The sequence below is a fragment of the Micromonospora desertarenae genome, assembly GCF_056150265.1.
In genome coordinates this window covers 36813-55500 of record NZ_JAXCFQ010000015.1, presented here as the reverse complement: position 1 = coordinate 55500, position 18688 = coordinate 36813, and the positions used below count along the sequence as shown (strand labels likewise).

The 18688-nt window shown below is 75.6% G+C and carries 18 protein-coding genes; 10 read left to right on the top strand and 8 right to left on the bottom strand.

Annotation, left to right across the window (positions count from 1 at the left end; genetic code table 11):
* The first annotated feature begins 5 nt into the window (after positions 1 to 5).
* On the top strand, positions 6 to 671 hold the full coding sequence (locus SM577_RS26120) for a class F sortase (protein ID WP_302922898.1): 666 nt from the start codon (positions 6 to 8) through the stop codon (positions 669 to 671).
* Positions 672 to 735: 64 nt separating this feature from the next.
* Here SM577_RS26120 and SM577_RS26115 read toward each other — a convergent pair whose 3' ends face one another.
* The 3 genes from SM577_RS26115 to SM577_RS26105 all read right to left on the bottom strand — a co-directional run bounded on the left by SM577_RS26115 (position 736) and on the right by SM577_RS26105 (position 2958).
* Positions 736 to 1047 carry an antibiotic biosynthesis monooxygenase family protein gene (locus SM577_RS26115; protein WP_302922899.1) on the bottom strand — a complete coding sequence of 104 codons (312 nt, stop codon included), beginning with the start codon at positions 1045 to 1047 and terminating at the stop codon, positions 736 to 738.
* 82 nt (positions 1048 to 1129) lie between these two features.
* Positions 1130 to 1927, bottom strand: coding sequence for an exodeoxyribonuclease III (locus tag SM577_RS26110; RefSeq protein ID WP_302922900.1), 798 nt, complete (start codon positions 1925 to 1927; stop codon positions 1130 to 1132).
* 110 nt (positions 1928 to 2037) lie between these two features.
* The gene (locus SM577_RS26105; protein WP_302922901.1) at positions 2038 to 2958 is read right to left on the bottom strand and encodes a proteasome assembly chaperone family protein; all 921 of its coding nucleotides are present in this window, start codon (positions 2956 to 2958) and stop codon (positions 2038 to 2040) included.
* Positions 2959 to 3378: 420 nt separating this feature from the next.
* Here SM577_RS26105 and SM577_RS26100 point away from each other — a divergent pair, with 420 nt between their 5' ends.
* The 3 genes from SM577_RS26100 (at position 3379) to SM577_RS26090 (ending at position 5253) form a co-directional block, all read left to right on the top strand.
* On the top strand, positions 3379 to 4221 hold the full coding sequence (locus tag SM577_RS26100; protein WP_302922902.1) for a peptidase M23: 843 nt from the start codon (positions 3379 to 3381) through the stop codon (positions 4219 to 4221).
* Between the two features lie 104 nt (positions 4222 to 4325).
* Positions 4326 to 4469, top strand: coding sequence for a hypothetical protein (locus tag SM577_RS26095; protein WP_302922903.1), 144 nt, complete (start codon positions 4326 to 4328; stop codon positions 4467 to 4469).
* Between the two features lie 40 nt (positions 4470 to 4509).
* Positions 4510 to 5253, top strand: coding sequence for an EcsC family protein (locus SM577_RS26090; RefSeq protein WP_302922904.1), 744 nt, complete (start codon positions 4510 to 4512; stop codon positions 5251 to 5253).
* 111 nt (positions 5254 to 5364) lie between these two features.
* Here the strand turns inward: SM577_RS26090 and SM577_RS26085 are convergent, their stop codons facing one another.
* A complete protein-coding gene (locus tag SM577_RS26085) occupies positions 5365 to 6204 on the bottom strand; it encodes a GDSL-type esterase/lipase family protein (RefSeq protein ID WP_474581816.1) in 840 nt (279 codons plus the stop codon).
* 136 nt (positions 6205 to 6340) lie between these two features.
* Complete coding sequence (locus SM577_RS26080; RefSeq protein ID WP_302922906.1) at positions 6341 to 6949, bottom strand: antibiotic biosynthesis monooxygenase; 609 nt, start codon at positions 6947 to 6949, stop codon at positions 6341 to 6343.
* A 217-nt stretch (positions 6950 to 7166) separates the two neighbouring features.
* Here SM577_RS26080 and SM577_RS26075 point away from each other — a divergent pair, with 217 nt between their 5' ends.
* The 5 genes from SM577_RS26075 to SM577_RS26055 are packed head-to-tail and all read left to right on the top strand — an operon-like array spanning position 7167 to position 11744.
* Positions 7167 to 7430: a DUF6343 family protein gene (locus SM577_RS26075; RefSeq protein ID WP_302922907.1), complete on the top strand. Its 264-nt coding sequence runs from the start codon at positions 7167 to 7169 to the stop codon at positions 7428 to 7430.
* A gap of 12 nt (positions 7431 to 7442) precedes the next feature.
* Positions 7443 to 8855, top strand: a complete 1413-nt coding sequence (locus SM577_RS26070) for an NADP-dependent succinic semialdehyde dehydrogenase (protein ID WP_474581817.1) — start codon at positions 7443 to 7445, stop codon at positions 8853 to 8855.
* A gap of 57 nt (positions 8856 to 8912) precedes the next feature.
* Complete coding sequence (locus SM577_RS26065; protein WP_302922909.1) at positions 8913 to 9878, top strand: TIGR03885 family FMN-dependent LLM class oxidoreductase; 966 nt, start codon at positions 8913 to 8915, stop codon at positions 9876 to 9878.
* A 37-nt stretch (positions 9879 to 9915) separates the two neighbouring features.
* Positions 9916 to 11487, top strand: a complete 1572-nt coding sequence (locus tag SM577_RS26060; protein WP_302922910.1) for a Na+/H+ antiporter — start codon at positions 9916 to 9918, stop codon at positions 11485 to 11487.
* Complete coding sequence (locus SM577_RS26055) at positions 11487 to 11744, top strand: UBP-type zinc finger domain-containing protein (RefSeq protein WP_474581818.1); 258 nt, start codon at positions 11487 to 11489, stop codon at positions 11742 to 11744. The genes SM577_RS26060 and SM577_RS26055 overlap by 1 nt, the downstream gene beginning before the upstream one ends.
* A gap of 12 nt (positions 11745 to 11756) precedes the next feature.
* On the opposite strand, the gene SM577_RS26050 is transcribed toward SM577_RS26055, so the two are convergent.
* Both SM577_RS26050 and SM577_RS26045 read right to left on the bottom strand, forming a co-directional pair.
* A complete protein-coding gene (locus SM577_RS26050) occupies positions 11757 to 12290 on the bottom strand; it encodes a GNAT family N-acetyltransferase (RefSeq protein ID WP_474588202.1) in 534 nt (177 codons plus the stop codon).
* A 219-nt stretch (positions 12291 to 12509) separates the two neighbouring features.
* Positions 12510 to 15119: a glycoside hydrolase family 9 protein gene (locus tag SM577_RS26045; RefSeq protein ID WP_474581820.1), complete on the bottom strand. Its 2610-nt coding sequence runs from the start codon at positions 15117 to 15119 to the stop codon at positions 12510 to 12512.
* Positions 15120 to 15339: 220 nt separating this feature from the next.
* Between SM577_RS26045 and SM577_RS26040 the strand changes: the two genes are divergently transcribed.
* On the top strand, positions 15340 to 16065 hold the full coding sequence (locus tag SM577_RS26040; RefSeq protein WP_302922914.1) for a PP2C family protein-serine/threonine phosphatase: 726 nt from the start codon (positions 15340 to 15342) through the stop codon (positions 16063 to 16065).
* 40 nt (positions 16066 to 16105) lie between these two features.
* Here SM577_RS26040 and hrpB read toward each other — a convergent pair whose 3' ends face one another.
* Positions 16106 to 18673, bottom strand: a complete 2568-nt coding sequence (gene hrpB, locus SM577_RS26035) for an ATP-dependent helicase HrpB (RefSeq protein ID WP_474588247.1) — start codon at positions 18671 to 18673, stop codon at positions 16106 to 16108.
* Between the last annotated feature and the right edge of the window lie 15 nt (positions 18674 to 18688).

Genomic DNA, 18688 nt, shown 5'->3' with positions numbered 1-18688 from the left:
CCGCCATGACCACCACCCGCAGCGCGCAGCCGGACCGTCGCCGGGCCGGTGGCCGGAGCCCGTGGACGATCCCGCTGGCCGTGGTGCTGGTGCTGGTCGGCGTCTTCGCCACCGGGGCGGGGCTGGGCCGCTCGGTGGGACCGCTCGACTGGGTCGCCGCCGGCGGGGACCGGCCGGCCCGCGGCGAGTCGGGCGCGCTGAAGGCCAGCCGGCCGGTGCGCCTCTCGGTGCCGGCGATCAAGGTCGCCGCGCCGGTGGAGCCGGTCGGCCAGGCCCGGGACGGGTCGATCGCCGTACCGCCGCTGAGCCGGCACCACGAGACCGGCTGGTACGACCGCGGGCCGACCCCCGGTGAACCGGGCTGGGCGGTCATCGTCGGGCACGTGGACACCAAGGACGGCCCGTCGGTCTTCCACGACCTCGGCGAGCTGCGCGCGGGCGACACCATCGAGGTGACCCGCGCCGACGGCTCGGTGGTGGTGTTCCGGGTCGACTCGGTCGAGCGGTTCCCGAAGGACCGCCTGCCCGCCGACCGGGTCTACCGCGACGACGGCCCGCCGGGCCTGCGCCTGATCACCTGCGGCGGCCAGTTCGTCGGCGGTCGCACCGGCTACACCGACAACGTCATCGCCTTCGCCTCCCTCGCCAACCGCCGGGACGACCAGGGTTGATCATGAGGTTGGCGGCAGCCGAGGAGATCGACACCGCCGCCAACTCCATGATCACCGCGGTGGGTCAGGGGACCTGCTGGACGACCTCGAACTCCAGGAGGGTGGCGCCGGAGGCGACCGGGGGGCGCTTCGGCTCGCCGGGGGCGGCGGCGTGGGCGGCGCGGGAGGGGCCGGCGGCCCACGCCTGGTACGCCTCCTCGGATTCCCACTTGGTGTAGACGAAGTAGCGGCTCTCCCCGCCGACCGGGCGGAGCAGCTCGAAGCCGAGGAAGCCCGGGGAGTTCTCCACCGCGCCGGCCCGGGCGGCGAACCGCTTCTCCAGCTCCTCGCCCGCACCGGGCGGCACCTCGATCGCGTTGATCTTCACGACTGCCATGCCCTCACCCTAACCAGCCCCCGGGTGCGGGCCGGCCGGCTCAGGGCGCGGGCCGGCCGGCTCAGGGCGCGGGCCGGCCGGCTCAGAACGACTCGACCGCCGGCACCAGGTCGGCGTCGACCACGATCGGGGCGTGGTCGGAGGGGCCCTTGCCCTTGCGGGCCTCCCGGTCCACGTACGCCGAGCGGACCGCCCGGGCGAACGGCGCCGAGGCGTACACCAGGTCGATCCGCATGCCCTTGTTCTGGTGGAACATCCCGGCCCGGTAGTCCCAGTAGGTGAAGGGGTGCGGGCCCTTCATCGGGGTCGGCACCACGTCGACCAGGCCGAGGTCGCGCAGCGCCGCGAGGGCGGCCCGCTCGGCCGGGGTCACGTGGGTGGAGTGCCGGAACACCGCCGGGTCCCAGACGTCGGCGTCGGTGGGGGCGACGTTGAAGTCGCCGCAGACGGCCACCGGCAGCGGGCCGGTCAGCTCCGTCTCCAGCGCGTCCCGCAGCGCGGCGAACCAGGCCAGCTTGTACGCGTAGTGCGGGTCCTCCGGCGACCGCCCGTTCGGCACGTACACCGACCAGACCCGCAGCCCGTCGCAGGTGGCCGAGATGGCCCGGGCCTCCGGGTCGGGAAACCCGGGCTCGCCGGCGAACCCGACGGTGACGTCGGACAGCCCGACCCGGGACAGGATCGCCACCCCGTTCCACCGGCCGTCGCTGTGGCTGGCCACGGTGTAGCCCAGCTCGCCCACCTCGGCCACCGGGAAGGCCCCGTCCGGGCACTTGGTCTCCTGCAGGCAGACCACGTCCGGGCCGGTGCCGGCCAACCAGTCCAGCAGCCGGGGCAGGCGGGCCTTCACCGAGTTCACGTTCCAGGTCGCCAGGCGCATGGCACCAGCCTGCCGTATCCGCCGCCCCGCCGCCGGGTCAGCCGCCCGGGGTGTCGCGCCGGTCGGCTCGGCGGGTCGTCGCCCCGGTCGGCTCGGCGGGTCGTCGCCGGTCAGCTCGGCGGGTTGTCGCCCGGGCGGGTCTGCTCGGCCAGGAAGCGTTCCAGCTCGGCGCCGAGTTCGTCGGCAGTGGGCAGCGGGCCGGTCTCGGGAGCCAGCAGGTTCTTCTCGCCCCGGCCGCGGGCGAACGCGTCGTACTGCTCCTCCAGCGCCTGGACCAGCGCGGCGGCGTCCTCGGTCTGGGCGACCTGCCGGTCGATCTCGACCCGGACCACCTCGGCGGACGCGCGCAGCCCGTCGCGCGGCAGCAGCAGCCCGGTGCTGCGGGAGACCGAGGCGAGCAGCACCTCGGCGGCGGCCGGGTACTCGCTCTGCGCCACGTAGTGCGGCACGTGCGCGGCGAAGCCGAGCGCGTCGCGGCCCTGCTCGCCGAGGCGGTACTCCAGCAGGTGGCCGACGCTGCCCGGCACCTGCACCCGCTGCAACCACGGCTCGTAACCGGCGATCAGGTCGCGCCGGGTGGCGTGCGCGGTCACCCCGGTGGGCCGGGTGTGCGGCACCGCCATCGGGATCGAGTTCAGCCCCACGGTGAGCCGGACGTCCAGCCGGGCGGAGAGCCCGGCGACGGCCGCCACGAACCGCTCCCACTGCAGGTCCGGCTCGGGGCCGGTGAGCAGCAGGAAGGGGGTCTCGTCGTCGTCGCGGAGCAGGTGCAGCTCCAGCTTCGGCGCGTCGTACGCCTCCCAGTGGTCCTCGACGAAGGTCATCACCGGCCGGCGGGAGCGGTAGTCGAAGACCTGGTCGACGTCGAACCGGGCGATCGGCCGGGACTCCAGCGAGCTGAGCAGTTGCTCGCGGGCCAACCGGGTGGCGTTGCCGGCGTCGACGAAACCGGTCAGCGCCTGGATCAGGACCGGCTGACCGAGGTCGGGCAGCTCGTCGGTGAGTTCGTACAGCTCGTGTGGGTCGAGCACCGGTGCGGACCTCCCTGAAGGCGCGTACGGGTCGCCGCTCGGGGACGGCACCCGGTTCGGGGAACGTACCCGCCATCCTGATGCATTCCTTCCCGCCTCGGTCGGGCGGCCGGCGGGTGGGTGGGGATGGGTGGGTATCGCCTGATCTCGGCCGGCGGCCGGCCAGTGTTGGCTGTTCGGCCGAACCGCCCATCGGCCGTACGGTGGATCTCGTCGATCATGGGGTGGTCGCCGGAGGATCGCGAGGTTTCCGCCCGCGCTCCGGAGCTTGCGGCGATCCGGAGGTCTGCCGGTTCCGCGAGGTCCGTGCCCGGTCCCGCCCGGCTCGCCCCGGCCGTCCGGGCGCGGGCGCCGATACTGTAACGAGGACCACGTGATCACCGTGGGTGATCGGGGTTTTGGCCTGCCTAGCCTCGGCTGATGCGTGACGACCGCACCCTCGACACCCAGATCACCCCTGGTGACCCGACTGACCGTTCGGACGATACCCCCTCCACTGATCGGTGGACAGCCCTCCGTGCCTCCGCCGGGTACGCCCGGAACCTGCTGTACGGGCCGGCCCGGGCCCGGGTGGCGCTCGCCACCGGCGTGCTCTGCTGCCTCGGCCTGGCGGCGGTCGCCCAGACCCAGGGGGAGAGCGCCGACGCGGCGACCCGGGCCGACGCGCTCACCGCCAGCGCCGGTGCCGTCCAGCGGGCCGAGCAGGACCGGCCCAGCCGGGACGCGGAGCGGACGGCCACCTCGGCCACCCCGGCCACGCCGGCCGCCGACCCGGACACCGACGCCCGGCCCACCCGCAAGCCGAAGCCGGTCGACCCGGCCCCGGTCGCCGGGCTCACCGAGGCCCAGATGGAGAACGCCGAGGCGATCGTGCGGACCGGCCGGGAGATGGGCGTGCCCCGCCGCGCGCTGGTCATCGCGGTGGCCACCGCCATGCAGGAGAGCAACCTCTACAACTACGCCAGCGGCGTGCTGCCCGAGTCGCAGAACTACCCGCACCAGGCCATCGGCTGGGACCACGACTCGGTCGGGCTGTTCCAGCAGCGCCCGAGCAGCGGCTGGGGCCCGGTGGGGCGCCTGATGGAGCCCGAGTTCGCCACCCGGCAGTTCCTCTCCGCGCTCGAGCAGGTGCCGGGCTGGCAGCGGATGCGGCTGACCGACGCCGCCCAGGCGGTGCAGATCTCCGCCTACCCGGAGCACTACGCCAAGCACGAGTGGCGGGCCAGCAAGGTCGTCGAGGCCATCGTCCCGGCCGGGAAGTAGTCTCCCGGAGACCACAGTGGACGGAGGCGGATCCGCGGTTCCGGGGTTCGCACCTTGTCGGCGCGGGGTACACATGAGTGAGGCACCACCGACAGGAGGACGTCATGGCTCTGATGCAACGGATCAGCGCGTTCCTGCGCTCGCCGAAGGGGCAGCAACTGGTCGACCGGGGGCGCCGGGAGCTGGCCAAGCCGGCCACCCAGCAGAAGCTGCGGGGCCTCGCGGCCAGGCTGCAGAAGCGCCGCTGACCCGCCGTCTCCGCCCGCACCGACCCCCTCAGGAGATGACGTGACCGATCCCGCGCCCGCCGACGGCCAGCCCGTCACCCCGCCCGCGATGGTGCCCGCGCCACCGCAGGACGCCCCGGAGGGGCCGCCGGCGAAACTCTGGGACCGGATGCGGGAGGACCCGCAGTACGCCCCGGAGCACCTCGCCCTGGAGGCCGTCCGCCGGCTCGGCCCCGAGGCGGCGCAGTGGGCCGCCCGGGTCCGGTACGAGCAGCCCGGCGTGCCCGCCGAGGCGCTGGCCGACCAGGCGGCCCGCCGGTTCGTCAACCGGGCCCGCCTCTCCGGCGCGGTGAGCGGGGCGGCCGGCCTGCCCGGCGCGGTGATCGACGTCGGGGTGCTGGCCTGGACCCAGGCCCGGATGGTGCTGCACATCGCCGCCGCGTACGGGGTCGACCCGGTGCACCCCGACCGGGCCACCGACCTGCTGGTCCTGCAACGGGTGCACAAGGTCGCCGAGAGCGCCCGGCTCGCGCTGGGGGTGGCCGCCGGCCGGGAGCGCGCCGGTGCCCTGTTCGGCTCCGGCGGGCAGCAGGCGCTCGGCAAGGTGATGCTGCGGCTGGGCGTGCGGCTGGCCCAGATGGCCGGGGTGCGGGCGGCGAAGCGGGTCTTCGCCAAGGTGGTGCCCGGCGCCGCGATCATCCTCGGCACCTGGGCCAACTCGTCGGCCACCAAGGACCTCGCCGAGCGGTCCCGGGCCCTGTACCGCCAGCACGGCACCGCCGTCCCGGAACCCCGTCAGCCCTGACCCGGGTGGCCGGCGGGAACCGCCGCCGGCCACCGGTCGGTCATTCCGGGCCGCCGACGAGCGCGTGCCGGCGGCGGCTGCACACGTGCCGTGGCGCGCGCGCCACGGCGGTCAGTCGGTGCGGCCCCAGGCGCGCCAGGTGACCTCGGCGAGCCGGCCCTGCCCGGCCGCGTTCGGGTGGAACCAGTCCAGCGGGTTGACCAGGTCCAGGCCGAACCGCACCCGGTGCACCGCCCCGCCGTCATAGCGGCAGCGCGATCCGTACGCCCGGCAGGCCGCGGCGAGTTGGGCGTTGTAGGCGGTGATCCGGTCCCGGACGGCCGCCCGGCGGGCCCGGTCGGCCGGAGCCGGCGAGGTGGGGGCGGCCAGCAGCGCCGGGCAGACCCCCCGGTTCCAGGCCCGGACCGCCCGCGGGTCGGTGTGCCCGACCTGCCAGAGCCGGTACAGGTCCGGGAGGCTCACCACCAGCACCCGCGCCTTCGGCCGGCCGGTGCGCAGCACCCGCAGCCCCCGGTCGACCTGCGCCCGGAACTCCGCCACCGGGGTCATCGCCTCGACCCCGCCCCGGCAGACGTCGTTCGCCCCGATCAGCACGGTGACCCGGTCCGGGCGGTCGCGTACCGCCGCCTCGGCCTGCCCGGCCAGCGCCGCCGCCCGGGCGCCCGGCCGGGCGTGGTTGAAGGCCCGGTCCCGGATGGCCGGGTCGCGGTCGAGCAGCCGCCGGTAGTGGCTGTCGACGCGCAGCCCGTCCCCGGTCGACCAGGAGTTGCGCGCGCAGGAGGTGAGCACCAGGCAGGAGCCGAAGCCGGTGCTGATCGAGTCGCCGAGCGCGGCGATCCCGCCGGCGCCCGGTGGGGCGCCGGTCGGCCGGGGTGCGGCCCGGCCACCCTCGCAGGCGAGCGCGACCAGTGCCAGCAGGCAGGCGACGGCGGCGACCCAGCGTCGAGGCATGGCTTCCCCAGTCCGGCAGCGGAGAGCGACAGCTCGGTAACCCTATGCGCGCGTCGGCGGGGAAGGGTCGGCTCGTGTCGGCTATACGGCAGACGGCTGCCGCCCCCGAGCCGTACGTGGTAACGGCCCCGGCCGGTCAGCGGCGGGTGCGCCAGGGCATCGGCTGGCCGTGCAGCCACCAGTGCAGCGCCCGGGTGATCCGGGGCAGCACCAGGTAGGTCATCAGCGGGGTCAGGCAGAGCGTCATCAGCAGCACCCGCGCGGCCACCGGCACGTCGGCGATGAGCCGGCCGGTGAGCAGCGTGGCGGTGAGGCTGAGCGGGAAGAACGCCAGCCAGATGGTCACCGCCTGCTTCCAGCGCGGCGGCGACGGCGGCACGGGCGGCTGGACCGCGGCCGCCAGCTCCTCGACGCTGCGCTCCCGGGGCGGGTCGAACCAGCCCTCGATCCCGGTGCGCCGCTCGGCCCGGGTGTGCTCGACGATGCCCTGGGCCGAGGTCAGCCACCACCGGCGCTGCGGGGACTCCTCCCACCGGCGCAGCGTCTCGGCGTCGGCGAAGCGGTAGAGCATGTGCCACTCCGGCGAGCCGGGCGCGGTCTGCACCCAACCGGCGCCGAGGAAACCCGGAAACGCCTCGGCCAGCGCGGTGCCGGCCCGCATCCACGCCACCATCTCGCTGCTGCGGGCGGGGTCGACGCGCCGGGTCATGGCCACCGTCACCGGCGCCGCGTGGGTCGTGGTCATGCCCCCCATCCTCCCCGGCCCGGCCGGGGCGGCCCCGGTCGCGGCGCACCGCTGTAACGCACCCCACCGGCCCCGCACGGGGTCGACCGGCGGCGGGCGCGCCCTGGTTACCCGCTCCGGCGGCCGGGACACCGCGCGGTCCGCGTCGACCCGCCGCCGCCACCGGACCTGCCCGGAACGCCGGTTAGCCGCGGCGCTGCGGGGGTAGGTCGAGGCAATGACGAGAGCGCAGCCCCGACGCGCCCGTGGCACGGTCGGCCACGCCTACAGCGCGTTGAACCTCCGGCTCGTGCTCGCCGGCTTCGGCCTGGTGACCATGGCCGTCTTCGCCGTGCTGGCGTTCCGGGCCGACCTGGTCTGGCTGGGCGTCCTCTGCGTGGTCTTCGCGGTGGTCGCCGTCGTCGACCTGGTCGTCATCCAGCGCCGCCGGGCCGCGCGCCGCCGGGAGGAGCCGGGCGCGCGGCACTCACTCTTCGAGTGACAGGAGTACGAGATGCCCATCGCCACCACCAACCCGGCCACCGGACAGGTGCTCAAGACGTACGAGGCGATGCCGGAGGAGGAGATCGACGCCGCCATCGAGCGCGCCGACCTGGCCTTCCGGCAGCTGCGCGGCACCACTGTCGAGCAGCGGGGCCGGTGGCTCACCGCGGCGGCCGACCTGCTGGAGGCGGAGCGCGACGCCACCGCCCGGCTGATGACCACCGAGATGGGCAAGACGTACGCGGCGGCGCGGGCCGAGGTGACCAAGTGCGCCACCGCCTGCCGGTTCTACGCCGCCAACGCCGCCGCGTTCCTCGCCGACGAGCCGGCCGACGCGCCGGCGGTCAAGGCGACCCGGGCGTTCGTCCGCTACCAGCCGATCGGGCCGGTGCTGGCGGTGATGCCGTGGAATTTCCCGCTCTGGCAGGTGATGCGGTTCGCCGCCCCGGCGCTGATGGCCGGCAACACCGGCCTGCTCAAGCATGCCTCGAACGTGCCGCAGACCGCGCTGCTGCTGGAGGACCTGTTCCGCCGCGCCGGTTTCCCCGAGGGCGCGTTCACCACCCTGCTGGTCGGCTCGGAGGCCGTCGACCGGATCCTCAGCGACCCGCGGGTACGGGCCGCCACGCTCACCGGCAGCGAGCGCGCCGGCCGGTCGATCGCCCAGATCGCCGGCCGGGAACTGAAGAAGACCGTGCTGGAACTCGGCGGCAGCGACCCGTTCGTGGTGATGCCCTCGGCCGACCTGGACCGGGCGGCCGAGGTGGCCACCACCGCCCGCTGCCAGAACAACGGGCAGTCCTGCATCGCCGCGAAACGGTTCATCGTGCACACCGACGTCTTCGACGCGTTCGCCGAGCGGTTCGCCGCCAACATGTCCGCGCTGCGGGTGGGTGACCCGATGGACGACGACACCGACGTCGGGCCGCTGGCCAGCGAGGGCGGGCGGGACGAGATCCACGCCCAGGTGCGCGACGCGGTCGACCGGGGCGCGACGGTGCTCTGCGGCGGCGAGCCGCCGGCCGGCCCGGGCTGGTACTACCCGCCGACGGTGGTCACCGACCTGACCCCGCAGATGCGGATGTGGCGCGAGGAGGTGTTCGGGCCGGTCGCCGGCCTCTACCGGGTGTCGTCGTACGACGAGGCGATCGAGGTGGCCAACGGGACCAGCTTCGGCCTCGGCTCGAACGCCTGGACCCGGGACCCGGACGAGCAGGAGCGGTTCGCCACCGACCTGGACGCCGGCAACGTCTTCGTCAACGGGATGACCACGTCCTTCCCCGAACTGCCCTTCGGCGGGGTGAAGAACTCCGGCTACGGCCGGGAACTGTCCGCGCTGGGGATGCGGGAGTTCTGCAACACCAAGACGGTCTGGGTGGGCGAGGGAGCGGCCTCGGCCGGGGCCGGCGCGCACGCCGAGTAGGGGCGCCGGCGGGATTCGCTGCGTAGCCGGGCGCCGTCATGGGTACGGAACGACCCCATGACGGTGTTCGGCTTCCACGCGTCCCATGAGCAGATCCATCCCCGCGCCCTGCTGGACGCGGTGACGCACGCGGAGCGGGTCGGCTTCGACGCCGGCATGTGCTCGGACCACTTCTCGCCGTGGAGCGCCCGGCAGGGCCAGTCCGGCTTCGCCTGGTCCTGGCTCGGCGCCGCGCTGCAGGCCACCAGCCTGCCGTTCGGCGTGGTGAACGCGCCCGGCCAGCGCTACCACCCGGCGATCATCGCCCAGGCGATCGGCACCCTGGCGGCGATGTACCCGGGCCGGTTCTGGGCCGCGCTGGGCACCGGCGAGGCGAGCAACGAGCACATCACCGGCGACGGCTGGCCGCGCAAGGACGTCCGCAACGCCCGGCTGCGCGAGTGCGTCGAGGTGATCCGGGCGCTGCTGGCCGGCGAGGAGGTCAGCCACGACGGCCTGGTCCGGGTGGACCGGGCGCGGCTGTGGACCCGGCCCGAGCAGCCGCCGGCGCTGGTCGGCGCGGCGGTCAGCGTGGCCACCGCCCGCTGGTGCGCCGAGTGGGCCGACGGCCTGATCACCGTCAACGCCCCGCTGCCGCACCTGCGGGAGATGATCGACGCCTACCGGGACGCCGGCGGCCGCGGCCCGCTGCACCTGCAGGTGCACGTGAGCTGGGCGCCGGAGCAGGCCGAGGCCGAGCGGATCGCGTACGACCAGTGGCGCAGCAACGTCTTCGCTCCGCCGGTCTGCTGGGACCTGGAGACCGCCGAGCACTTCGACGCGGTCTCCGCGGACGTGCCGATGGCGAAGGTGGCCCAGGTGGTCAACGTCTCCGCCGATCTGGGCCGGCACGTCGGCTGGCTGGAGGAGTACCTGGCCCTCGGTTTCGACCAGATCGCGCTGCACCACGTGGGGCAGGAGCAGCGCGCCTTCCTCGACGCGTTCGGCGCCGAGGTGCTGCCGAAGGTGCGCGCCGCCCGATGATCCTCCGGTGGGATGGGGCCGCCTAGGCTCGTACCCCATGGAGGCACTGTTCGAGGTCGTCGTCTTCCTCGCGATCGCGACGATCGGCGCGGCGCTGGCCCGCAAGCTGGGCCTGCTCGCGCCGATCGTGCTGGTGGTGGTCGGCCTCGGGCTCTCCTACGTGCCCGGCGTGCCGCACGTGCGGCTGGACCCCGAACTGGTCCTGGTCGGCATCCTGCCGCCACTGCTCTACGTCGCGGCGCTGGAGACCTCGGTGCCGGCGTTCCGGCTCGCGCTGCGACCGATCCTGCTGCTCGCCGTCGGGCTGGTGATCTTCACGGCGTTCGCGGTCGGCCTCGTCGTGCACCTGCTGGTGCCGGCCGCGCCGTTCGCCGTCTGCCTGGCGCTGGGGGCGGTGGTCGCCCCGCCGGACGCGGTCGCCGCCACCGCGGTGGCCCGGCGGATCGGCCTGCCCCGCCGGGTGCTGACCATCCTGGAGGGCGAGAGCCTGCTCAACGACGCCACCGCGCTGGTGCTGCTGCGGGTGGCCTCCCTGGCCGCCGTCGGGTCGGCGGTCGGGGTGGGCGAGGTGGGGCTGGAGGTGCTCCGGTCCGCCGGCGGCGGGGTGCTGGTCGGCGCGCTCGGCGCGCTGCTCTTCGGTTTCCTGCACCGGCGGATCAGCGACCCGCTGCTGGACAACGCGCTGTCGCTGATCATCCCGTTCGCGGTGGTCTTCGCCGCCGAGGCGATCCACGCCTCCGGCGTGATGGCCGTGGTGGTGACCGGGCTGGCGCTCGGCCACCAGCTGCCCCGGCTGATGTCGGCGGCGTCCCGGCTCCAGCTCGCCGCGGTCTGGCGGCTGGTCCGGTTCCTGCTGGAAGGGCTGGTCTTCCTGCTGGTCGGGTTGCAACTGCCGGAGGTGCTGCGCGACCTGGACGAGCCGCTCGGCTCGCTGGCCGTGATCACCGTGGCGGTACTGGCCACCGTCTTCCTGACCCGGTTCGCCTGGCTCTTCCCGGCCACCTACCTGACCCGGCTGGTGCCGCGGGTGCGGCAGCGCGGCGCCGCGAAGGAGGTGCGCTACCCGCTGGTGATCGGCTGGGCCGGGATGCGCGGCGTGGTCACCCTGGCCGGCGCGCTCGCCCTGCCGCTCACCGTGGCCGACGACCAGCCCTACCCGCGGGCGCTGTTCGTCTGGCTGGCGTTCGCGGTGATCGTGGCGACCCTGGTCGGCCAGGGCGCCACGCTGCCGGCGGTGGCCCGCCGGCTGAGGCTGCCGCCGGACGACCCGGTGCAGGACGCGCTCTCCGCCGCCGGCGCGCAGCAGCAGGCCAGCCGGGCCGCCCGGGAACGCCTCGACGCGCTCGCCGACACCGCCCCCGCCGCGGTCGTCGAGCGGCTGCGCCGGCTGCTCGACGAGCGGACCAACATGGCCTGGGAACAGTTGGGCGGCACCGCGCGGGAGACGCCGTCGCAGGCGTACGGTCGGCTGCGGCAGGAGATGATCGACGCGGAGCGGGAGGTGTTCCGCACCGCCCGGGACGCCGGCCGGATTCCCGAGGAGGTGCTGGTGCGCGCCTACCGAGACCTTGACCTGGAAGAGTCCATGCTGCGCCGGGAGATCGACTGATGAGCTGTTCGCACCTGACCGAGGCGGGCACCGCCGAGCCGTCCACCACCGAGGTCTGCCCGGACTGCGTGGCCATCGGCAACCCCGACTGGGTGCACCTGCGCGCCTGCCTGACCTGCGGGCACGTCGGCTGCTGCGACTCCTCGCCGTACCAGCACGCGACGAAGCACTTCGAGCAGAGCGGGCACCCGGTGATGCGCTCGGTCCAGCCCGGGGAGTCCTGGCGCTGGTGCTTCGTGGACGAGGAGATCGGCTGAGCGGCGCGGCCGTCAGTCGAGCCGGCGGGCGAGGACCTGCCCGGGCCACGGCGGACGCCCCGGGCGCTCGACGGTGAACGGGTCGGTGGGGGTGAAGCCCTGCCTGGTGTACCAGCCGACCAGGGCCCGGTCGTCGCCCGCGTAGCAGTCCACCCGGAGCAGGCCCACACCGCGCTCCCGGGCCAGGTCGGCGGCGTGCGCCAGCAGACGGCCACCGATGCCCAGCCCGGCGTGCGCCCGGTCGGTCACCAGCAGGTTGACGTACAGCTCGGGTTCGGTGGCCGGCGGCACGTACTCGGTGGCCGCGCCCACCACCAGCGCGCCGACCGGCCGCTCGTCGAGCACGGCCAGCCACAGCCCGCCACCGGTGGCCCAGGCGTCGGCCTGCGCGATGCGCCGGGGGTCGGTCGAGGCCGGCTCGGTGCCCCACTGGCCGGTGCGGCCCCGGGCGACCAGCCACGCGGTCGCGTCGTCGAGCAGCCGCAGCACCGCCCCCGCGTCCCCCGCCCCACCCCGCCGCACCGTCAGACCCTGCCCGTCGATCATGCCCGCCATGCTCCTACACCCCATCCCCGTCGATCCCCCCACCCCACCCGCCCCGCCCGGCGGCTCCTTCCCGCACGAACAGTGAAAGAGTGGCCTTCCGGCGTCCGGAGGCCACTCTTTCACTGAATTTGCGCGGATCTTCGGGTGCGGGTGCGGGTGCGGGTGGGCGGTGGTGGCCCCGGGCGTGGGGCCACCACCGCTGCGTGGTGGGGGTGCGGGTCAGCCGGTGGTGCAGGGGGCGCCGTTGACGGTGATCAGGCCGGGCGCCGGGTTGGCGCCGCCGCCGGTTACCGCGTTGAACCCGAAGGTCACCGTGCCGCCCGGGTTGATCCGGGCGTTGTACGACTCGTTCCGGGCGGTCACCGTGGCACCGGACTGGGTCACCGTGGCCAGCCACGCCTCGCGCACCTTCTGGTCACCGGTGAAGGCGAACCGGGCGGTCCAGCCCTGCACCGCCGTGGCGCCGGTGTTGCGGATGGTCACCTGGGCGGTGAAGCCGGTGCCGCCGTGCCACGTCCCGTAGTTGGTGTACGTGGCCGTGCAGGTCGCGGCCGGCACCGCCCCGGCGTCGCCCTGGTCGGCCAGGAACGAGGCGATCCAGGCGAGTGCCGAGTTCCAGTTGATCGCCACCTCGTTGGTCGCGTACGAGTTGATGTCGTCGACGTAGCAGAACATCGGCGCGCAGCCGGCGAGCAGTTGCGCGGCGAACGGGTCCTCCAGGTTGGCGTTCGCGCCACCGGCGATGGAGCCGACCGGCGGGTTGGGCAGCGCCGGGTCGAGCTGGTTGGCGAAGATCCGGCTGTGCTGGTTGCGGGCCGTCCGGTCGCCCCAGCCGGTCACGTACGAGATGTTCAGCGCGTTGCGGCCGAGGATGTAGTCCATCGCCTGCACCGCGCCGTCGCGGTACCGCGCGTCCCCGGTCAGGTCGTACGCGGTGGCCAGCACCACCGCGTTGTTGATGATGTTGCTGTTCGCGCCCCAGAAGTAGCTGCCCCGGTCGCCGGGCATGGGCAGCCCGTACGCCTGACCGTTCGAGGTGGCCAGGTAGGAGTCGGCGGCGGCGGTCACCGAGGTGCGTACCCGGGCCAGGTCGGCGGCGGGCAGCCCGTTCGGCACGGTGGCCAGGTCGAGCCGGCCGAGCGCGGCGGTGCTCGCCCAGCCGAAGCCCTGGGCGCCGAAGACCTCGCCGGTGTGGTGCGGGGACGCGGTCAGGTCGGCCAGGTAGGGCTGCTCGCCGGTGGTCAGGTACAGCTCCACCGCGGCCCAGTAGAACTCGTCGCTGACGTCGCCGTCGCTGTAGGCGCCGCCCCCGTTGCCGTCCTGCGGGTCGGCGTACCGGGTCGGGTTGGCCTTGGCGGCGGCGTACGCGGTCCGCGCCGCGGTCGCGCAGCGGCGGGCGAAGGCCGCGTCGTACGGGGCGTAGAGCCGGGCGCACTGGGCGGCGGTGGCGGCCAGGTTGAGGGTGGCCGCGGTGGACGGCGGGTGCAGCTCGCGGGGCTGCGGGTCGTCGTGCGGCAGCAGCGGCAGCCCGGTCCAGTTCCGGTCGTGCACCTTGTGGTGGGCCATCCCGGCCAGCGGCTCGCCGGCCGGCACCTGCATGCGCAGCAGGAACTCCAGTTCCCAGCGGGCCTCGTCGAGGATGTCCGGCACGCCGTTGCCGCGCTCGGGCACCCGCAGGGTGCCGTCGGCGAGTCCCGCGCCGCCGCCCGCGGTGCGCGCGGTCTTGGTCCGCTCGAAGGTGTTCAGCAGCTGGTAGGTGGCGATGCCGCCGTTGACCACGTACTTGCCGTGGTCGCCGGCGTCGTACCAGCCGCCGCGCACGTCCAGCCGGTGCTCGCAGACGCCCGGCTGGCAGGGCACGTCGGTGTCGCCGTGGTTGGGCGCCACGCCCAGGTGCCCGGCCGGGCGGGCGTACGCCGGGCCGATCAGGTCGCCGTCGATGGCGATGCCGCTGCGCTGGGCGTAGAAGAACTGGAGCGAGTCGGCGCGCAGCGCCTCGTAGAGGGTGCCGGAGATGTCGAACGGGTGGCTGGTCTCGCCGTCGACGGTCAGCGTCAGCCCGGCCCCCGGCGTGCGGTACGCGGAGAAGTCCACCGTCTGCACCCGCTGCCCGGAGGCGGCGTCCACCCCGCGCGGGGTGCTGCTGCCGGTGGCCAGCACGGTGCCGGCGGCGGAGCGCAGCTCCCACGGCAGCGGGTCGGTCGCCTCGGTGACCACGGTGGCGTGCTTCGGCCCGCCGGGCAGGTAGCCGACCTGGTTGACCCGGACCCGCGGCCCGGTGTCCGGCTCGTACGGCTCGGGCGGCTCGCCGCCGCGCAGCGACACGTCGTCCAGGCAGACCGTCTGCTCGTCGGCGCTGCCACCCACCTGGAAGATGAGCTGGGCGGTCGGGTTGTCGGCCGGCGCGGTGAAGGTCTTCTCGACCCGCTGGGCGGTGCCGGTGGCGGTGGCGGTCACGCTGGCGTACGTGGTGTAGGGGGCGCTGCCCAGTTGCAGCACGGCGGTGACCGGGGTGCCGGGGGTGGCGGAGATGTCGAAGCCGAGGGTGTACTCGGATCCGGCCAGCAGGGGCACGCCGTCCTGGCCGATGCCGGCGTCCCAGGGGTTGGCCAGTCCGGCGGGGACGGTGGTGCAGAGCCGGCCGTCGGTCACCGCGAGCGGGCCGGTGCCGTAGGAGAACCAGGGGGAGACACCGGCGCTGAAGTCGCCGTTGTCGATCTGTTCGGGGGCGTCGGGCGGGGGATCGGCCTGGGCCGGGGCGGCGGTGCCGCCGGTCAGCGCCAGGGTGGCCGCGGCGAGCAACGCGAGGCGGCGTCGGGATGGCGTCACGGGATGTCCTTCCGGGACGGCGGGGGACGGGCGTGCGGCGGTGATGACCTGGGAGCGCTCCCAATTGTCGGGCTCGATGGTTCCAGCCGCCGGCCGTCGTGTCAATCGATCCACCTGGATGGCGAACCACCCCCGCCGGCAGTGAGATTCACCGCGCCACGCCCGCGTCGTCCTGATCTCCTAGAGACAACTGCGGCCTTCTCCTGGCAGGCTGCCTCCCATGACCCTGAAGCTGCGTTCCGTCGGAACGAGCGACCGTGGGCTGATCCGCAGCGGGAACCAGGACGCCCTGCACGCCGGCGCCTGGCTGGTCGCCGTCGCCGACGGTATGGGCGGGATGGCGGCCGGCGACCTGGCCAGCGCGATCGCCATCGCCGCGGTCGCTCCGCTGGACGTGGAGACCCCGGAGGACGCCCTGGTGGCCGCCTTGCAGAGCGGCATCGAGCTGGCCACCGCGCGGATCCGCCAGGCGGTCAGCGAGGACCCGGAGCGGCAGGGCATGGGCACCACACTGACCGCCCTGCTCTTCGCCCGGACGGGCAGCTGTCTGGCCCTGGCCCACGTCGGCGACTCCCGGGCCTACCTGTTCCGGGAGGGGGTGCTCAAGCAGATCACCCGGGACGACACCTACGTGCAGATGCTCGTCGACCAGGGCCTGATCACCCCCGACCAGGCCAGCAGCCACCCCCGCCGGGCCGTGGTCACCCAGGCGTTGCAGGGCGACGAGGTGTCCCCGACGTACGCCACGATGGTGCCCTGGGCCGGCGACCGCTGGCTGCTGTGCAGCGACGGGCTCTCCAACGTGGTCCGGCCGGACACCATCGCCGAGGTGCTCGCCGAGCAACCGGACCGGGAGGAGTGCGCGCGGAAGCTGATCGACCTGGCGCTGCGCGCCGGCGGCCCGGACAACGTCACGGTGGTCATCGCCGACGTCGTCGAGGAGTGAGCGCGCGCGGACCAGGCGCCCCGACCGCACGGCGGTGCGTTCAGCGGCGGCGCGGGGTGGTGCGCCGGGTGGGCTCGGCCGTGGTCGGGTCCTCCGGCCACGGGTGGCGCGGGTAGCGGCCACGCAACTCGGCGCGCACCCGCGGGTAGCCGGACCGCCAGAAGGAGGCGAGGTCGGCGGTGACCGCCACCGGCCGCCCGGCCGGCGAGAGCAGGTGCAGCAGCACCGGCACCCGGCCGCCGGCCACCCGCGGCGCGTCCTGCCAGCCGAAGGTCTCCTGGAGCTTGACCGCGAGCACCGGGGCGGCCGGGTCGGTGTAGTCGACCCGGATCCGTGAGCCGCTCGGCACGGTGATCCGTTCCGGGGCCAGTTCGTCCAGCCGGGCCGCCCGCGCCCAGGGCAGCAGCCGGCGCAGCGCCGCGGCGACGTCGACCCGGGCCAGGTCGGCCCGGCGCCGGGCGGTGGCCAGTTCCGGGCCGAGCCAGTCGGGCGCGGCGGCCAGCAGCGCCTCGTCGGTCACCTCCGGCCAGTCCGGGCCGAGCGCCTGGCGCAGGAACGCCAGCCGCTCGCGCAGCGCCCGCGCCGCCGGGGTCCAGTCCAGCAGGCCGAGGCCGGTGCGGCGCAGCCCGGTGAGCAGGGCCGCCGTGACCGCCGCCGGGTCGGGCCGGGCCAGCGGCCGCTCGACCAGCTCGACCGCGCCGAGCCGGACCACCTCGCGGGCCACCACGTCGGTGCCGGACCAGGCGACCTCCCGTTCGGTGCGCAGCAGCGGGCCGGCCGCCTCCCGGGCGGTCGCCTCGTCCAGCGGGGTGGCCAGCCGCACCCGGGCGGTCGGCGCGCCGGGGGAGCGGTCCGCGACGGCGACCGCCAGCCAGCCGGATCCGGCCAGCGCCGACCCGGGCGCCAGCTCCGCGGCGGTGCCGCCGGTCATCAGGTACGCCGAGCCGCCCGGCCGGCGCACCCGGGCCAGCCGCTCCGGGTGGGCCAGCCCGACCAGCAGCCCGGCGGCCAGGTCGTCGGGCAGGCGGTTCCGGCCGGCCGGGCCAGCCTCCCTGGTGCGCCGGGCGCCCGCCGAGCCGGTCCGGCCGCTGGCGTCGGCCCCGGCGGGCAGTGCGGCGCGCAGCCGGCGTACCTCGGCCCGCCAGCGGGCGGTGGCAGCGGGATCGGCGCCCGCGCGCAGCCGGCGCCAGGCGGCGGCCAGGTCGTCGCCCGGCCCGGCGACGGTGTCCTCGGCGAGCAGCGCCACCACCTCGGCCGCCCGGTCGGCACCGACCCGGTCGGCGCCGTCGAGCAGGGCCCGGGCCAGCCGGGGATGGGTGCCGACCGCGGCGATCGCCCGGCCCCGGTCGGTGATCCGGCCGTCCGGGTCGATCGCGCCGAGGGCGGCCAGGGTGTCCCGGGCCACCGAGAGCGCGGCCGCCGGTGGGGGGTCGGGCAGGGCGAGCCCGGCGCCGTCGGGCCGGCCCCAGGCGGCCAGCTCCAGGGCGAACCCGGTCAGGTCGGCGGTGGCGATCTCCGGCGCCGGCTGGGCGGCGAGCCGTTCGTGGCTGGCCGCCGGCCAGCAGCGGTAGACGTATCCGGGCGCCTCCCGACCGGCCCGGCCGGCCCGCTGGGTGGCCGCCGCCCGGGACACCGGCACGGTGACCAGGGCGCCGAGCCCGCGGGCCAGGTCCGTGCGGGCCACCCGGGCCAGCCCGGCGTCCACCACCACCCGCACCCCGGGCACGGTCAGGCTGCTCTCCGCCACCGCGGTCGCCAGCACCACTCGCCGCCGGTCGGCCGGGCGCAGCGCGGCGTCCTGCTCGGCGCCCCGTTGCCGGCCGTGCAGCGCCAGGACCGCCACCTCGTCGCGCAGGTCGGCCAGCCGGGCGGTGACGGCGGCGATCTCGCCCGCGCCGGGCAGGAAGACCAGCAGGTCCCCGTCGCGCTCGCGCAGCGCCCGCCGGACGGTGGCCGCGACGTGGTCGAGCAGCGCCCGGTCGACCGGGCCGGCGCCGGGCGCGGTCACCGGCCGGGGCGGCGGGGCCCAGATCCGGGTCACCGGGTGCAGCGCCGCCGGCGCCCGGACCACCGGCGCGGGACCGCCCTCGCCGCCGAGCAGCGCGGCGAACCGGTCCGCCTCCGGGGTGGCGGACATCGCCAGCAGCCACAGGTCCGGGCGGAGCGCGGCGCGCGCCTCGACCGTGAAGGCGAGGGCCAGGTCGGCGTCGAGGTGGCGTTCGTGGCACTCGTCGAGCAGCACCGCGCCGGTGCCGGCCAGTTCCGGGTCGTGGTGCAGCCGGCGCACCAGCAGCCCGGTGGTGACCACCTCGACCCGGGTGCGCGGGCCGACCCGGCGCTCGCCGCGAACCGCGTACCCGATCCGGTCGCCGACCCGCTCGCCGAGCAGCGCGGCCATCCGGTGCGCCGCCGCCCGGGCGGCCACCCGGCGCGGCTGGGCGACCAGCACCCGGCCGGGCACCTCGTCGGCCACCGCCAGCGGGGCGAGCGTGGTCTTGCCGGTGCCCGGCGGCGCCACCAGCACCCCGGCCCCGGTCGCCCGCAGCGCGGCCACCAGCTCCGGCAGCACCGGCCGGACCGGCAGGTCGAGGGAGACGTCGCGGAGCACGGCCCAGTCTCGCAC

What these genes read in the sequence shown, in the direction of transcription:
- SM577_RS26065 (WP_302922909.1), top strand. Translation starts at nt 8,913, where the DNA reads ATGACGGTGTTCGGCTTCCACGCGTCCCATGAGCAGATCCATCCCCGC.
- SM577_RS26080 (WP_302922906.1), bottom strand. Translation starts at nt 6,949, where the DNA reads ATGACCACGACCCACGCGGCGCCGGTGACGGTGGCCATGACCCGGCGC.
- SM577_RS26115 (WP_302922899.1), bottom strand. Translation starts at nt 1,047, where the DNA reads ATGGCAGTCGTGAAGATCAACGCGATCGAGGTGCCGCCCGGTGCGGGC.
- SM577_RS26110 (WP_302922900.1), bottom strand. Translation starts at nt 1,927, where the DNA reads ATGCGCCTGGCGACCTGGAACGTGAACTCGGTGAAGGCCCGCCTGCCC.
- SM577_RS26120 (WP_302922898.1), top strand. Translation starts at nt 6, where the DNA reads ATGACCACCACCCGCAGCGCGCAGCCGGACCGTCGCCGGGCCGGTGGC.
- SM577_RS26085 (WP_474581816.1), bottom strand. Translation starts at nt 6,204, where the DNA reads ATGCCTCGACGCTGGGTCGCCGCCGTCGCCTGCCTGCTGGCACTGGTC.
- SM577_RS26095 (WP_302922903.1), top strand. Translation starts at nt 4,326, where the DNA reads ATGGCTCTGATGCAACGGATCAGCGCGTTCCTGCGCTCGCCGAAGGGG.
- SM577_RS26055 (WP_474581818.1), top strand. Translation starts at nt 11,487, where the DNA reads ATGAGCTGTTCGCACCTGACCGAGGCGGGCACCGCCGAGCCGTCCACC.
- SM577_RS26050 (WP_474588202.1), bottom strand. Translation starts at nt 12,290, where the DNA reads ATGATCGACGGGCAGGGTCTGACGGTGCGGCGGGGTGGGGCGGGGGAC.
- SM577_RS26040 (WP_302922914.1), top strand. Translation starts at nt 15,340, where the DNA reads ATGACCCTGAAGCTGCGTTCCGTCGGAACGAGCGACCGTGGGCTGATC.
- SM577_RS26100 (WP_302922902.1), top strand. Translation starts at nt 3,379, where the DNA reads ATGCGTGACGACCGCACCCTCGACACCCAGATCACCCCTGGTGACCCG.
- SM577_RS26070 (WP_474581817.1), top strand. Translation starts at nt 7,443, where the DNA reads ATGCCCATCGCCACCACCAACCCGGCCACCGGACAGGTGCTCAAGACG.
- SM577_RS26060 (WP_302922910.1), top strand. Translation starts at nt 9,916, where the DNA reads ATGGAGGCACTGTTCGAGGTCGTCGTCTTCCTCGCGATCGCGACGATC.
- SM577_RS26075 (WP_302922907.1), top strand. Translation starts at nt 7,167, where the DNA reads ATGACGAGAGCGCAGCCCCGACGCGCCCGTGGCACGGTCGGCCACGCC.